General features: G+C 64.1%; 15 protein-coding genes. 11 read left to right on the plus strand and 4 right to left on the minus strand.

The annotated features are described in order from the left end of the window. The first annotated feature begins 23 nt into the window (after positions 1 to 23). The gene (locus AWC19_RS15805) at positions 24 to 776 is read left to right on the plus strand and encodes a hypothetical protein (RefSeq protein ID WP_085078996.1); all 753 of its coding nucleotides are present in this window, start codon (positions 24 to 26) and stop codon (positions 774 to 776) included. A 62-nt stretch (positions 777 to 838) separates the two neighbouring features. Here the strand turns inward: AWC19_RS15805 and AWC19_RS15810 are convergent, their stop codons facing one another. Continuing rightward, entirely contained in the window at positions 839 to 2,170 is a 1,332-nt protein-coding gene (locus AWC19_RS15810) for a protoporphyrinogen/coproporphyrinogen oxidase (RefSeq protein WP_158090889.1), read from the minus strand. A 1-nt stretch (position 2,171) separates the two neighbouring features. Further along, complete coding sequence (locus tag AWC19_RS15815; protein WP_142281219.1) at positions 2,172 to 2,834, minus strand: hypothetical protein; 663 nt, start codon at positions 2,832 to 2,834, stop codon at positions 2,172 to 2,174. Between the two features lie 376 nt (positions 2,835 to 3,210). On the opposite strand from AWC19_RS15815, the gene AWC19_RS15820 reads away from it, so the two are divergent. The 10 genes from AWC19_RS15820 (at position 3,211) to AWC19_RS15860 (ending at position 13,852) form a co-directional block, all read left to right on the plus strand. Then, a complete protein-coding gene (locus tag AWC19_RS15820; protein WP_085078999.1) occupies positions 3,211 to 4,554 on the plus strand; it encodes a protoporphyrinogen/coproporphyrinogen oxidase in 1,344 nt (447 codons plus the stop codon). A gap of 197 nt (positions 4,555 to 4,751) precedes the next feature. Next, positions 4,752 to 6,392: a PEP-utilizing enzyme gene (locus AWC19_RS15825; protein ID WP_085079000.1), complete on the plus strand. Its 1,641-nt coding sequence runs from the start codon at positions 4,752 to 4,754 to the stop codon at positions 6,390 to 6,392. Positions 6,393 to 6,426: 34 nt separating this feature from the next. Beyond that, a complete protein-coding gene (locus AWC19_RS15830; RefSeq protein WP_142281220.1) occupies positions 6,427 to 7,197 on the plus strand; it encodes a hypothetical protein in 771 nt (256 codons plus the stop codon). A 280-nt stretch (positions 7,198 to 7,477) separates the two neighbouring features. After that, positions 7,478 to 8,863, plus strand: a complete 1,386-nt coding sequence (locus AWC19_RS15835; RefSeq protein ID WP_158090890.1) for a protoporphyrinogen/coproporphyrinogen oxidase — start codon at positions 7,478 to 7,480, stop codon at positions 8,861 to 8,863. Then, positions 8,856 to 9,920: a phosphotransferase family protein gene (locus AWC19_RS15840; protein WP_085079003.1), complete on the plus strand. Its 1,065-nt coding sequence runs from the start codon at positions 8,856 to 8,858 to the stop codon at positions 9,918 to 9,920. Before AWC19_RS15835 ends, AWC19_RS15840 begins: the two co-directional genes overlap by 8 nt. Before the next feature lie 11 nt (positions 9,921 to 9,931). After that, the gene (locus AWC19_RS29220; RefSeq protein WP_142281221.1) at positions 9,932 to 10,957 is read left to right on the plus strand and encodes a DUF7064 domain-containing protein; all 1,026 of its coding nucleotides are present in this window, start codon (positions 9,932 to 9,934) and stop codon (positions 10,955 to 10,957) included. 5 nt (positions 10,958 to 10,962) lie between these two features. After that, positions 10,963 to 11,784, plus strand: coding sequence for an enoyl-CoA hydratase/isomerase family protein (locus AWC19_RS15845; protein ID WP_158090891.1), 822 nt, complete (start codon positions 10,963 to 10,965; stop codon positions 11,782 to 11,784). Positions 11,785 to 11,855: 71 nt separating this feature from the next. Next, positions 11,856 to 12,104 carry a helix-turn-helix domain-containing protein gene (locus AWC19_RS31635; RefSeq protein ID WP_085079005.1) on the plus strand — a complete coding sequence of 83 codons (249 nt, stop codon included), beginning with the start codon at positions 11,856 to 11,858 and terminating at the stop codon, positions 12,102 to 12,104. Further along, positions 12,062 to 12,493, plus strand: coding sequence for a hypothetical protein (locus AWC19_RS15855; protein WP_142281223.1), 432 nt, complete (start codon positions 12,062 to 12,064; stop codon positions 12,491 to 12,493). The genes AWC19_RS31635 and AWC19_RS15855 overlap by 43 nt, the downstream gene beginning before the upstream one ends. A 108-nt stretch (positions 12,494 to 12,601) precedes the next feature. Then, positions 12,602 to 13,852, plus strand: a complete 1,251-nt coding sequence (locus AWC19_RS15860) for an aminoglycoside phosphotransferase family protein (protein WP_085079007.1) — start codon at positions 12,602 to 12,604, stop codon at positions 13,850 to 13,852. A gap of 3 nt (positions 13,853 to 13,855) precedes the next feature. On the opposite strand, the gene AWC19_RS29225 is transcribed toward AWC19_RS15860, so the two are convergent. Both AWC19_RS29225 and AWC19_RS15865 read right to left on the minus strand, forming a co-directional pair. Then, a complete protein-coding gene (locus tag AWC19_RS29225; RefSeq protein WP_142281224.1) occupies positions 13,856 to 14,134 on the minus strand; it encodes a hypothetical protein in 279 nt (92 codons plus the stop codon). Positions 14,135 to 14,229: 95 nt separating this feature from the next. Then, positions 14,230 to 14,610, minus strand: a complete 381-nt coding sequence (locus AWC19_RS15865; protein ID WP_142281225.1) for a phytoene desaturase family protein — start codon at positions 14,608 to 14,610, stop codon at positions 14,230 to 14,232. Positions 14,611 to 14,675: the final 65 nt, after the last annotated feature.

The raw sequence follows: 14,675 nt of genomic DNA on the forward strand, positions 1-14,675 counted from the left end.
TCCTGTTGTGCGAAGGGAAAAGCATGGCGTTGAGCTCCATTTCGCCTGACAGCGCAATCAACATCGCTGCCGTGCGCGAAGCCAAAGTCCAGCGAGTCCTCATCTGGACCGGACCTATCATGTTGGTTCTGTTCTTGGTCTCGTTCTGGCTGGCCGGCTTCCTGCCACCGCACCGGCCCTCCGCCGCCTCGGATCAGATCGCGGGCCTATACAACGCACACCCGACGATGATCAGGGTGAACCTTGTGATCACCATGGCAGCGTGTGCGCTTTGGGTGCCGTGGGGCGTCGCGATAGCGGGCCAGATCCGGCGGATTCCGGGAGGCAAGGCGTTGGCAACGACGCAGATGCTGTCCTGTACGCTTTTCTCGCTGGAGTTCATCTGTCCGGTGGGAATCTGGATGGCGACGGCGTTCCGTTCCGATGACCGGCCCGTCGACGTGACCCGCGCGCTCAACGACGTCGGATGGATCCTGTTCGTCCTCGTCATTTGGTCGGTGGAAGTCCAGATGTTCTGTATCGCCGCGGCCGTTCTGATGGACACCCAACCCGACCCGATCCTCCCGCGATGGGTCGGCTACCTTTCGATATGGGCGGCCATCCTGATCATTCCCGCGGGGCTGATTCTGTTCTTCAAAACCGGCCCTTGGGCCTGGAATGGGATTGTGGGCTTCTTCATTCCGCTGACCGGGCTGGTCGCCTGGTTGCTGTCGATGACCTGGACGGTACACAAGGCACTGACTCAGCAGATCGCTGAGGGTACGGGGCCCGAGTAAGCGGGCCCAGCCGCAACCGGGTTTGCGCTTCGCTCACGGTACCTGGTTGTCCCGGCGCGACCTCAGCAGAAGCGACCTTCCCTACATCGACGCCCGCGTGAGCCAATCAGGTTGCGCGCGGCCCGGTTTCCGAATTCCACCGCGGTGTTCTGCCCGGCCGCCGACATGAAGTCGGCGGCGTACTGCACCGGCGATGCTGGATCGAGCCCGGCGTTGAGGCGACCGATCTCCTGGTAGGCGCCGATGCGGGTGAACGGCAACGCCCGCCGCCATCGAGTCACGTGGGTGAACTCGACGGAGCCACGCAGTTCGGGGAACACCTTGAAGACGCTCGCCAAGGTGTGCTCGATCAACTGCTCGTCTGGTGCGTCGATCATCCGCTCCGACGCCCCGGTCTCCCACAGGCAACTCAGCAGGCCGTGGCCGGCCGGTGCTCGGTCCGGCGCCTTGTTGTGGTCGAGGAACATCAGCGCGACGTCGGGATCCTCCACCGAGGGAAACATCACGAGGAACGCCGGGCAGTCCGGCGGCCTGGTGGTGCCGACGGCGACACTGACACATTGGGTGTAGCCAAGGCTTTGGTTGAGCGGACCGAGGACGCCGCGATCATCGACGCAGATGGCTGTCGCCTCGGGCAGCGGGCAGGTGACGACGCAGGCGTCGTACTCCGTTGCGGTGCCAGAATGGCTTACGCGCACTCGGTTTTCGGTTCGAAGCACCTCGGTGACGGGCGTTTGTAGGTGTACCTTGAGCCGCGCGGCCAGCGCCTCGGGCAGGCTGCCCTGCCCGCCGACGGCAGCAAGGATCTTCGCGGTGAAGATGTTGGCGATTCCGGAGAACAATTCCACCTTTGACACCTTGTCGGTGTCGGCGATCAGCATGGTGCGCACGATCGGCTCACACAGGTAACTGTCCAGTTCGGCGGACAGCGCTCGCGTGGCGTAGGCGCGGGCGCTTTCGGTGTCGAGCGGTGCGGCCTTGCGCATGTCGGCGTAGTCCAGGCGGCCCCGGGCCTTGGCCATCGCCACGTCCACCACCAGCCGGGCCACCCGAAGCTTGGCGCTCGGCGAAAGCAGCGGCGTCGTCACGCCCGACCGCACCATCTTGTCCATATCGAGCAGATGGGTCGTTCCGGCGCGACGAATCCCGATATAGGGCGCCGTGCGGCGCATCTCGATGCCGAGTGCGCGCGCCAGCTCCAAATAGCTGTGGTAAGTCGAACCCAGCGCGGAGGCGCCCGTGTCGATTGCGTACCCGTCGCGCCGTACCGTCTGGACACGCCCGCCCGGTGAGTTGGTGGCCTCGAAAACATCGACCTCCCAGCCCGCCGCCTGTAAGCGATAGCCCGCTGTCAGTCCCGCCACGCCCGCGCCGACGATCGCCGCCCGAACCACGTCAGGCCGCCTTCGCCGTTGCTGGCGGCATGGCGGGCACGTCGTCGAGGCGGTGCAACGCACGGCGGACCGTGTACGTCATCACGAAGAACCAGACCCAGAACGTCGCGAAGGGCAGGTAGAAGCCGAAAATTCCGTTCCAGGCGAACGGCCCGGTCTTGAAGAAGAAGATGATGCTCAGCGGGATCAGGTCCAGCATGAAGAACACGTTGAACCACCCCGCCCAACGAGGAATGATCGGATCGGGGTCCTCATCGGCCAGTGAGGCGTAAATGATGCTGATAACCACGAAGTAAAACGGGGCGATCACCCCGAGGAACTGCAACCAGGCGATGTCGTTGAGCAACTGCACAAGCTTCGGGTCGCGGTCCGACCGAAACGAGGCAGTGAGCCACCAGCCTGCGGGGTAGGCGGTGAGCAGCACGTTAGTGCAGCCGGCGATGATCTGACAGAAGGTGAGAATGCCGGGCTTGCCCTCCACGGCCGCGATGAGTTTGGCAAGCATTGCCGTCCACGGCACATAGAACATCGAGCCGACGAGCACCAGCACCATTCCGACGCGGATCCCGGCGACGTTGGAGTGATAAACGTGGGTGATGTGGATGGCGTCCCAGGTGGGAGGTTGAGAGGGAAAGAACCGCGCGAGCGGCAAGATGCCGACCATGAGGAACGCGATGTAGACGAACCCACTCCATGAAGTGCGTTGCAGGAGCCTCAGATTGGCCTGTGGCGATAGCATCTCACATCCTCCTTGATGTAGGACCGTCCCCTACGTCGACGTGAATCGGAGAAACGTAAACGGTCGTTGCCATCCTCGTGTCGTCACAGACTATCGCGCAGACTAATGCTTCCACCTCCGCCGTGAAGTGGGCAACCCGCCATCGGGATGAGCGTCACGCGGTTGCGGTAACGATAGTTGACAACTTCCTTTTATAAACCCTAGTGTCTCAAAATAGCCACCCACACGGACGCCGGGCTTCTCGAGTTGTGCTCCGTACCAGGAACCCGGCGTCCAACGATGTCTGAATAGGGGCGAATCGATGACCGGACCGGCTCCGTCCGGCGATCCGTACGACGTCATTGTGGTCGGCGCCGGCCCGTCAGGACTCGCGGCGGCGCACCGGTTGGCGAAGGCTGGTCTTGCGGTCCGGATTCTGGAAGCGACCGACCGGGTCGGCGGCAAGATGTCGACCCGCCAACGCGATGGGTTTGTGGCGGACAACGGCGCCCTGTTCGTCACCAGCACCTACCACAACGTGCTGTCGATCGTCGACGAGGTCGGCATGGGCAACGACGTCGCGCCGACCAAGTTCATCCTCAGCGTGGTCCGCGACGGCGTCCTGCACGATCTCGACGGCGATCACCTGGTCTCGTCGATCGCCACGACCAAGCTGTTGTCGGTGCGGGCCAAGGCCGAACTCGTCAAGCTCGTGCCGGAGCTCATCCGGTCGAGAAAGGCGCTCTACGATCGCATTCCGACGACCGGGCGGTACGACACCGAAAGCGTCACCGACTGGGCGCGAGCGCACTTGAGCCCGGAGTTGCAGGAGTTTCTGATCGGTGCGGTGATGCGGGGGATTGCGGCGACCTCCGGTGACGACACGTCACGAGTGGACTTCCTGGCGCTGCTCACCCTCCTCGGCGGGGCGAAGATCCTGGCGTTCAAGGACGGAATGAGCTCCTACCCGGAGCGGTTGGCGCAGGACAAGAAGGTCGACCTGGGTGCCGCGGTGAACCTCGTCGAAGACGTCGACGGCGGGGTGACCGTGAAATGGGCGGACGTCAGCGGAACCCAGCGGATCGAGCGCGCCGCCGCCTGCGTGGTGGCGACACCGGGCCGAGTGACCGCCGAACTGGTTCCCCAGCTCGACGACTGGCGCAAAGGTTTCCTGCGGCGGGTGAAACACAACCCGGAAATGATCATGACCGTCGGACTGTCCCGGCGGCCGGCGCTGCGGTCCACCTACGTGTTGGTACCGAAATCCGAACACCCGTTCATCACCGGTGTCATGGTGGACCACCATAAGGCCGAAGGGCGGGTGCCGGGCGGCAAGGGTCTGCTGACGCTGGCGATCCTGGACACCTGGGCGCGAGACCATTGGAACGACGATGACGACGACATCCGCCGCGCGGTGCTGGGCGGGCTGGAGAAGATCCTGCCGGGAATCGGCGACGCCGTGGAGTTCGTCGACGTCAACCGCTGGTATCTAGAGGTCAGCCCGATCGGGTTCTACCGCGATCTCGGCAAGTTCCGCGCGCTGTGTGAGCACGACACCCGCATCCAGCTGGCCGGCGACTCGCAGAGCATGCAGAACATCGAAGCCGCGACGACGACGGGGCTGCGGGCAGCCGACCGGCTGCTGGCGACCGGAATTCTGCGCTGACGCGCCTGGCCCCGGCGCCGACTGCGCTTTGAATGGGCTGCAGCGCAAGCGGCTCCACGAGGCAGATCGTCGGCCGATCATCGCCGTGCCGGATGGTAACTGGGCATGCGCGTCTCATATTTGCAAACCCGTTGCGCATCAGCCAAGATGCCAGAAGCTAACGATCGTTAGTGCGGCGCCTGTGACGGAGTCTTTCGATGAATTCAGATTTGCCTTCCATCGACGAGAAGAAGTGGCCGGACCCGCTGCACGAGCGCAGTGGGCCCCGAACCTTCTGGACCACCGTCAATGTCGGTGAGGCGATGCCCGGTGTCCCGACGCCGCTGTCCTGGTCGATCTTCGCGATCGGCAATGAAGTGTCTGTGCCTCGCACCTACTACCGGCTGGGCATTATGCCCAAGCGTGAGGTGGTGCGTGCGGAATGCGTCGATGACCGCTTTGCGGCCGTGTTCTACGGCCGCGCCTCGATGAACGTCACGCGCCTGCGGGCCGCCGCCGACCTGACGCCGGGTACGTCAGGAGACGCGATGGAGGCCCAGTTGCTGGGGTCCGTTCGCGAGGGCGTCACAAGCCACAACTCGGTGCGCCGACTGCCCTTCGTGGCGGTGAAATTTCCGTTCGAGGTGAGCCGCCTGCCGTCGCAGCTGAAAAAGCTTCACGCCGAGCAGCACCAGTGGTGGCGGGCGCGGACCAGCGAGAGCCCCAAGAACACCCTGGCGCTGCTCGAAGACGCGGTCCGACACTTCGATGACGCGATGTGTACGCATGTGATCGGGGTGGCCGTGACTCAGGCCCTCTTCGCTCAGCTCAACCGCCTGGCGCAAACTGCGGGCGATCCCGCGTTGGTCGCCGAATTGGCCAGCGGCTACGGCAACTTCGAGGAAGCCGACATGGTCCGCGCGCTTTGGCAGGTCTCGCGTGGCCGGCTGCCCGTCGCCGACTTCGTAGCGCGCTACGGTTTCCATGGTCCTGACGAAGGGGAGATCTCCGCCACCTCATGGCGCGAGGATCCCGAACTCGTGTTGGCGATCGCCCGGAAATACACCGAGCGCGGTGTCGACGACGGCATCGCCGCCCAAGCGGCTCGCCGCGAGCGCAGGCTAACCGCTGAGCGCAAGTTGCTGGCCGGCCTGCCCGCGGCGCAACGCATCAAAGCCAAGCTGCTGCTCCGCTTGGCCCAGCGGTATTTGCCGCTGCGCGAGGTCGGCAAGGCCGCATTCTTGATGGCGCTGGACGTCGCGAGGTTCGCGGCTCGGCGCCACGGTGAAGAGCTGGTCAATACGGGCGATCTTCCGCGCGCCGACGATATCTTCGCCTTCACCGTCGACGAGGTGCTGCGCGGGCTTGCGGGTGAAGCCGGTGTAGCCGACGTCGCCGCCTGGCGAAAAGCCAAACGCACCGAATACCAAGCACTGTCGCTGCCCGATCGGTGGGAAGGCAACCCCGAGCCGCGCGCGGCGGTGACCGCGACGCTGGCCCAAGAAGGCGAGACGATCACGGGAGTATCGATCACCAACGGCGTCGTCGAGGGGACGGCGCGGGTCGCGGCGACGCTGGAAGTCGCCGAGGAGCTCGAAGAGGATGAGATCCTCGTCTGCGAGGTCACCGATCCCAGTTGGTGTGCCTTATTCCCGCTGGTGTCAGGCATGGTCGTGGATATCGGAGGGCCGCTGAGCCACGCCGCGATCGTTGCCCGCGAGATGGGCATCCCCTGCATCGTCAACACCAAGGACGCGGTTTCACGGTTGTCAACCGGTATGCGGGTGCGACTGGACGCGGCCAAAGGCACGGTTACCGTCCTCGACGCTCGACCCGCGCAAGCACCGGTGTCGGGTTAGCGGCGGGCTGTCAACGTCTTGTGAAGGAGAGCTGATGGGGACTCGTTTACAGAAGATCAGCGCCTACCTCGGTTTTGCTTGGGTGGCGCTGTTCTTCCTGGGATTTTGGGCCATCGCCAGGTTCGTCCCGCCGCCTTCGCCGCAATTGGGCCCGCAAGAGATCAAGCAGTTTTTCGCCGCCAATACCTCCGGCATCCGCATCGGCATGCTCATCAATATGTTGGCGGGGGCGTTGATGCTGCCCTGGTGCGCGGCGTGGGCGGTCCAGATGAAACGCATCGAGGGCCGTACCTCGCCGCTGACCTACACCATGCTGATGTGTGGGGCCTGCTTGGTGCTCGAGTTGATCTTCCCGTGTGCGTTTTGGCAGGTTGCTGCGTTCCGTCCGGAGGGCGACGCGGAGACGATCCAGCGGCTCAACGACCTGGCCTGGCTGCCGTTCCTGGGCATCTTGTCCACTGCGGTCATCCAGGGATTCGTGATGGGGGCCGCGATCCTCATGGACGCCCGTCCCGTGCCGGCCTTTCCCCGTTGGAGCGGCTATTTCAACTTCTGGATCGTGATGATGTTCTTCCCGGCGTGTTTCATTTACTTCTTCAAGAGTGGCCCGTTCGCCTGGAACGGTCTGCTGGCGTGGTGGCTGATCGTGTTCGTGTTTGCAACCTGGATCCTCGTCGACACCGTCCTGCTTCTCGGTGCCGTCCGCCACCAGGAGACCCACCCGGACGCACCGAGCCTCACGCTCGACGACCTCGCCTCCGAAGTCGAGCGGCTCCGCCGCGACCGTGCGGCGCACGCAAATTGAGCCGCGGCGGTTCAGGTACCTTGACGGGGTAACGATCGTTTACGGACACCGCGCGGTATAGGTGAACCGACCTCCACTAGGGGGTCATGCGGCGAAAGACGACCGTCGCAGTTTCCACTCTTTCAGCGCATTCCGTTGATACGGCTCGAACATCGCGCTTGCGCGGGTCCCGGCCGAGTGAGGGGTCCTCGCGGATTCGATAACGACGGTTGACAGCGACCATTTAAAAACCTTACTGTCTCAAAATAACCTCCACCACGAGAGTTGCAGAAACCACCAGGTGTCCCACCCGTCAAGTGTCAAACCGCGGCGAGCGGTCGTCGCCGGCGCTGGAATCGCCGGCCTCACCGCCGCCTACCGTTTGCAGCAAGCCGGCTGGGAGGTCGAAGTCTTCGAAGCGGCACCCCGCGCAGGCGGGAGAGTCGAAACAGTCACGCGACAGGGTTACCGCGTCGATACAGGTGCGACGGCGTTCGCGGCGCGCTACCCCGTCGCCACGCAGCTGGCCGAAGAGCTCGGCCTGCGTTTGGTCGACACTGCCCCGTACCTCGGCGTGTATCGCGACGGCCGGATTCGGCTGTTACGGCTCGACCGGTTGATCCGCTCAGGGCTGCGGACCGACGTACTCACTTTGTCAAGCAAACTCAGGCTCGCCCGGGTGGTCTTCGACGTTGCGCGAGCCAGCCTGCGAGGAATGCTGTCATACGACGACTTGCGTGCCGCCGCGCCGCTCGACACGGAGACTGCTCGCGACTATGTATGCCGGCTGGCCGGCGCCGAGGCCGACGCCTACTTCGGCGAACCGATCACGCGTGCGCTGTTGCTGGCCGATTCGGACAAGGTCAGCCGAGTCGAGCTGATGTCGGGTCTGGTCAATGCGGTTGCCGGTCGGCTGTCCACGCTGGCCGGTGGGCAAGCCGCGATCATCGACGCACTACTGTCACGGGTGCGTACGGTCCACTTGAGCTCCCCCGTGCTCTGTCTGACCGACACCGCCGAGGGCGTGCGCCTGGATTATCGCGGTATCGGCGGCGAGACGAAGACCGTCGAGGCCGACGCGTGCGTCGTCGCGACCCCATTGCCGGTAGCGGCAACCATCTGCGCGTCGGCCCGACCACAGCTCGGCCCCCTCAATGACACGTTGCGCTTCACGAAAGCGATCAACGTCGCCATCGGCACCACCCGACCGGCGAACACACCGGCGTTCCTGGTGCAGCTGCCGGCCGCCGAGGACCACGAGATCTGCATGATCATCGTCGAGAACAATAAGGCTCCCGATCGTGCCCCCGCCGGCCACGGCCTGCTCTCGGTGTCCTGGGAGATGTCGGCGGCTGCGGCCTGGATGCAGCGCTCCGATGAGGAGCTGGTTGCGCGCTCGCTGCAGACGGTCCTGCGGCTGTTCCCGGAGCTGCGAGACACAGTCGATTTCACCTACGTGCGCCGTTGGCCAGTGGCATTGCCGCAGACACGCGTTGGCGTGTATCAGCGGATCGCCGAGTTCACCTCCGGTATCGATCCGACTTCTCGCGTCCAGTTCGCCGGGGACTATCTGTCGCAAACCGGGCAGAACACCGCCGTCGCGTGGGGCAACCGCGCGGCGGCGAACCTCAACAAGCACCACGGTGCTCACACCCACACGAAATACGAGGAGCTCACTCATGGCTGATGTGCAATCGATGCTCAGCTCGGTGATCGGCGCCGGCAAGAACGTCGTTCATAAAGTCGGCACCGAAGAGATTCGCAGCTTCATCGAGCATCAGCCCGGCATCGTCGGTGAGGTTGACGTGACGGTGGTCGGCGACGGCGGCGAGGTCGGCGCATCCAGCGGCACAGTGCTTTTCGACGCAACCTTCGACGCCGGCCAGGGCCGCGTCACCCGCGAACTCGTGCTGCGGCACGCGCCGGTCAGCGATAAGCGCTTGTTCTTCGAGTACGACCTGTCGCGACAGTTCCGGGTACAACGCGCCCTCTACGGCACCGATGTGCCGGTGCCTGAGCCGTTGTGGCTCGATCCGGACGGCCGCTGGCTCGGCGCACCCGGCTATGCAATGGCGCGCGTCAAGGGAAGAGGCCAGCACCCGGCCGCCTTCATCCAGGGCCCCCTCGCCGAGGCGTCACCGGAGGACCGGCAAGAGATGCTCGGCAAGGTGATGGCCGCGCTGGTCGCCATCCACAAGACGGACATCAAGGCGCGGGGTCTGGAATACTTCACGATGGATGCCCCGGGCTCAACTCCATTGGAGCGCTGCGTCAACTGGTACTGGAAAACCTGGGATTGGGTTCATCTGCCGGAATACGAGCGCCTGGTTCCGGCGCGCGCCTGGTTGCTGCAACACCTTCCCGCCGGGGAACCCGAACTGACGCACGGCGACTCCACACTGCAGAACTACTTCTTCGACGGCACACGGTTGTCCGCCGTGCTGGATTGGGAGATGTCGACCCTGGGCCGCGCCGAGCTGGACCTCGCGCTGCAGTGTGTCAGCAACCGCATTTTCGCGGCACCACCCGAGAGCGGACTGTTGCAGCCACCGAGTGAAGAAGAGTGGCTACAGATGTATTACGCCGCCGGCGGCCGTCGTCTGCATGACTTCGACTACTTCAAGAAGTTCGCGGCCTACATGATCCTCGTTGCGGTCAGCGCTTTGCAGCGGAACATGACGGAAGCCGAACGGGAGGCCCAGGCGCCGCTCTTGCGGCCGTGCTGGCAGCTCGTGGAATCGTAAAAGGGGAACTGATGTCCACCAACATTCAGGAAACGCATGACGGGCCGTTCTGGGAAGCAAAGAACCTGTCGTTCGGGACCGCGACACGCGAGGACGATCTGCTGCATCCGCAGTACAAGGGCATGAACTCATCGCCCAGCCTGACCGAAACGCAGTACTTCGGCTTCAGCGTCCCGGAGGAGAACATTCACGGGCTGACCTACCTCTGGCACCACCCCAACCTCGGCGTCGTGAGCGGCGGAGCCTGGGTGTGGCAGGGCGTGAAGCAGCACATTCTGCAGTCCGAATTGATCAACTGGACCTCCTTCATGGGCGAGGACGTCCTCGCAAAGGATCTGTGGGAGTACGAGTTCGACAACGGCTACCGCGTCCAGACAATCGAACCCCTCAAGAGCCATCGGCTGCGCTATGTCGACGAAGTCCGAGAGAATTCCTTCGACATCCAGACGGAAGCCTTGATGGAGCCGATGCTGCTTGACACCGGCATGCACTTTGAGCAGGCGGTGCGAGCGCGCGGCGAACTGACGTTGCGCGGCAAGACGTACACGGTGGACTGCACCAACGTCCGCGACCGGTCGTGGGGTCAGAGTCGCAGCGAACAGCACTCCCCGACGCCGCCGATCGACTGGATGACCGGTGTCTTCAGCGACGACTTCATGTTCGGTTGCACCGCATTCGACCACCCCGATCTCGAGCCCGTGTGGAAGGGGCACCTGCAGGTGCCCGGTGGGGATCCGACGAGGGGCGGCTGGGTTTACCGCGAGGGCGAGTTGGTTCCGGTTGTCTCGACCCGCAAGCGTGTCAAGAACAACGCTGCGACGCTGGTGCCGACCACAGTCGAGATGTTGATGGCGGATGCGAACGGCCACGAATACGAGATTCGTGGCGAAGTGGTTGCAGCCAATCGCATTCCGCTGTGGCCCAACATGGAAACCTGGGTCTGCCTTTCGCGGTGGGAATGCGAGGGACAGGTTTGCTACGGCGATCTGCAACAGGTGCACTGGCACGATTACATCCGACAATTCTTAGGGCGGTAATGCCGATGGTCTCTTCAACCCCTGCCGTCGACCACTCGCAGCCCGCGGCCGATGTGCTCATCGAACGTGACGGCCCCGTGGGCGTGGTCACGATCAACCGGCCGGCTCGACTCAACGCGGTCAACCCCGAGACCGGCGACACTTTGAGGTCGGCATTCCTCGAGTTGGAGGCCGACAGCCGAATTCGCGCCGCCGTGCTGACCGGCGCCGGCCGGGGTTTTTGTGCGGGCGCCGACATCTCCGGCGACGTGGGTAACGCCCGCGATGTGCTCCTGAACTCGTGGAATCCGCTCGTACTCACCATGCGATCGCTGCAGCTGCCCATCATCGCCGCGATCAACGGCGTGGCGGCCGGCGCGGGGGTGTCGCTGACCCTGGCATGCGACCTACGCGTTGCCGCCACGTCGGCACGATTTGAGTTGTCATTCGCCAAGATTGGGCTGATGCCCGACGCAGGCTTGACGTGGTTGCTGCCGCGCGTGATCGGACTGGGACGCGCCAACGAGATGGCCTTGCTGGGAGGGCGCCTGTCGGCAACAGAGGCCCGCGACTGGGGCCTGGTGAACAAGTTGTCCGAGGACGGCGAGGCGCTTGCCGACGCGGTCGCTATGGCTCGGCGTTTCGCCGAGCTGTCCGTCAGCGTGGCGACGATCAAGCAGGCACATCATCGGGCCCTGGAAAGCGACTTCGTCAGTCAGCTGACCTACGAAGCGGATACCCAGGGCTGGCTTCAGCAGCAACCCGATTTCGGCGAGGCGACACAGGCCTTCGCCGCCAAACGGCCACCACGGCTGGCGCAACGCACGCCCCCGGACCGCACGGGGTGAGGTGAGAGAGGCCACCCGCATGGGACAGCGGATGCCCGGGCGCGCGGGCACATCTGCGCTAACGTAACGGGTTGGCCAATCGTAACGACCGTTCAGAACAAATTCGACGCACTGCGATGCACCTATTCCACGAGCGCGGCTTCGACGGTGTCGGCGTAGATCTCATCGGCGAGAAAGCGGGCGTCTCCGGACCCGCCATCTACCGTATTTCAGCGGCAAGGACGAGATTTGATGACACTTCTGGACGGGGCGATCGACCGGGTCCTGATGTCGACAGGTGGCCCAGTTCGACGATCGACTCGAAGAACTGGAGCACCTGATGCGCGGCCACGTGCAGCGGGCGCTCGAGGAACGCGAACTCTTGAGCGTATGGACCAGAGAGCGTAATTCGATCCCCAAGGCAAACAGAGTGAGGTTGAGCGCCCGGATCAAGCGCTACATAGACCGATGGGTGGATTGCCTGGACGCCTGCTACCCGGGAAAGTCGCCCGACGTGCTCACTGCCGCAGTCCATGCCACGCACGGGCTGATCGATTCAACCTCGATCTGGCCGGAGAAGTCGCTGAAAACCCCCGGACTCGCTGACATCCTGACCGGGGATGGCCCTGCAGGGGCTGGAATGGTTGGGCAGCGACGCGTCGCGCCGCACCACGTCCGCACCGAAAAGCGGCCGGCAGAAGCGACCTCCGATCCGTTCCGCCTGAGATGAGGCGGGGCGACATGGCCGCCGACGGCCAAGACACTTCGCCGATCGGTAATTTCGATATAACGTGTATCAATAACGTGATCGTTGTCGCCAGCACGAAAGAGAACTTTTATGCCCGAGTCGCTTATCCAGAAGCTCAGGGTCGCCGCTCAGTTGGGACGAATCGGCGTGCACATGATCGACGAGCGGTTACGCCGTCCCCGACCGACGACTCTGGCCGAGATTCCACCGTCGGTCGACGCGCTGACCCCAGAGTGGCTGACAGCCGCCTTGTGCCGCGGACACCCGGGAGCATGGGTGACCGCGGTGTCGAAAGCCTCGGGAAGCGATGGGTCCACCAGCAGGCGACTTCTCACTGTCGATTACAACGATGTGGGCCGCCAAGCCGGGCTGCCGACGTCGGTATTCTCCAAGTCGACGCCCAAGTTCACCTCGCGCGCCGTGACGGTTCCGTCGGCGGCATTGACATGCGAGGCGCTGTTCTATGACCGAATCCGCCCAACTCTCGACATCGAAGCCCCCGTTGGTTACTACATGGCGTTGGACAACAGATCCGGGCGCTCGATGTTCTTGATGGAAGACGTGGCGGGCACCAAGAACGCGACTTTCGGCGACCCGACCAAGCACTACATCGACCGGACCCGGGCCGAAGCAATCATTGCCACGTTGGCCACGGTCCACGGAACGCTGTGGGAGAGCCCGCGTTTCGCCGGCGATCTGGCCCTGGTCAAGGACGCCCTGCGGTGGCAAATCGACGTCAATGTGACAATCGACTTCCCGCGTCGCACCCTGATCGGCTTCGACCGCGCGGAGTGGGTCTTCCCCGCCGGATTCCGTCGTCGCCGTGCCGAGGTCTTCCCAGCCCTGATGAACTCCCTGGCGATGCACAGTTCGGCCCCCAATACGTTGTTGCACTCCGATGTGCATTCCCGCAACTGGTATCTCACCCCAGACGGCGGCATGGGCCTCTACGACTGGCAGCTGATCAGTCGCGGCATCTGGGCCCTCGATGTCGCCTACGCGCTCAGTTCAGCGCTGACAGTGAATGATCGCCGCAGCTGGGAGCGGGAGCTGATCGAGCTGTACGTCGACCGCCTGCACGCGGCGGGAGGACCCGCGCTGTCCTTCGAGGAAGCCTGGCTGGCGTACCGTCAACAGGTCTTCCACGGTCTGGTGTTCTGGCTGTACACCATCGGTGCCGGCCGGATGCAGCCGGCGATGCAACCCGACGAAGTATCGCTGGCCAACCTCGAGCGGATGACGGCCATGATCGACGATTTGGACTGTTTCGATGCTTTGCTGCCGTCCTTGGCCACGCAGGTGCGCCTACCGTATGTCCCTAGCTCTCGGACAACGCCTTGACGCTCAGCGCCAAACACCCGCCGAGGCGAACGTGAACAGCGCCGCGCTCAGCCCGCAGATCATGCCGCGCCGGCGCGAGGCGCCGACGGCCACGATGTCGCCGAGATCGCACGCCGAGGCGACTTTCAACAGCTGAGCCCTCGAACGGCGATCCCTCACCAGGGGAGCAGCTGCAAGCGCCAAGTTACGCGTGCCGCGCAGCCTGAGGAACACCGAACTGCTGCGAGACCCGTCGTAGCCATCAGAGCCGCTGAGCATCGATTTTTTTTCCGCGGCCGCCATCCCCCGTCCACCCGACCGTGAAACGATCGTTCGCACCAAGTGGTAGCTAGAACTTTAGCTACACGCGCTCTCGATAGCGACTCATTCGGACAGGATCAGCGGACGGCACCCAACAGGGCGCGCCCACGCCCGCGGAGCGTGTCCGCTGATCCCCGCAGCGCTGCGTCGATCATGCGGGCCGTGGTGCGTCCGCTCCATCCGGTGAGGCCACCAACCGGATGTGCGCCCGACCCGCTGTGCCACAGGTTGCGCACCGGGGTGCGATAACCCGACAGAGATGGCGTCGGGCGCCACGGCCCGAGCTGAGCCAGCGTCATGTCGGCGTGGTACAGGTTCCCGCGGCCCGCCATCGCGTTGTAGTCGTCCGGCGTGCGCACAAAACTGCCGATGACCGCGTCCTTGATGCCGGGCGCGTGCTCGTCGAGGAAACCAAGCGCCCGCTCGCCGAATTTCTCGGCCTCGTCTGGCAATGTCAACTTGAAGTGGCCCCAGTGTGACGGCTAGTTTTGGCCCCCCCTTCGCGGTGCGTTGGGATTTTCTG

It is taken from the genome of Mycobacterium palustre (genome assembly GCF_002101785.1).
Lineage (GTDB): Bacteria > Actinomycetota > Actinomycetes > Mycobacteriales > Mycobacteriaceae > Mycobacterium > Mycobacterium palustre.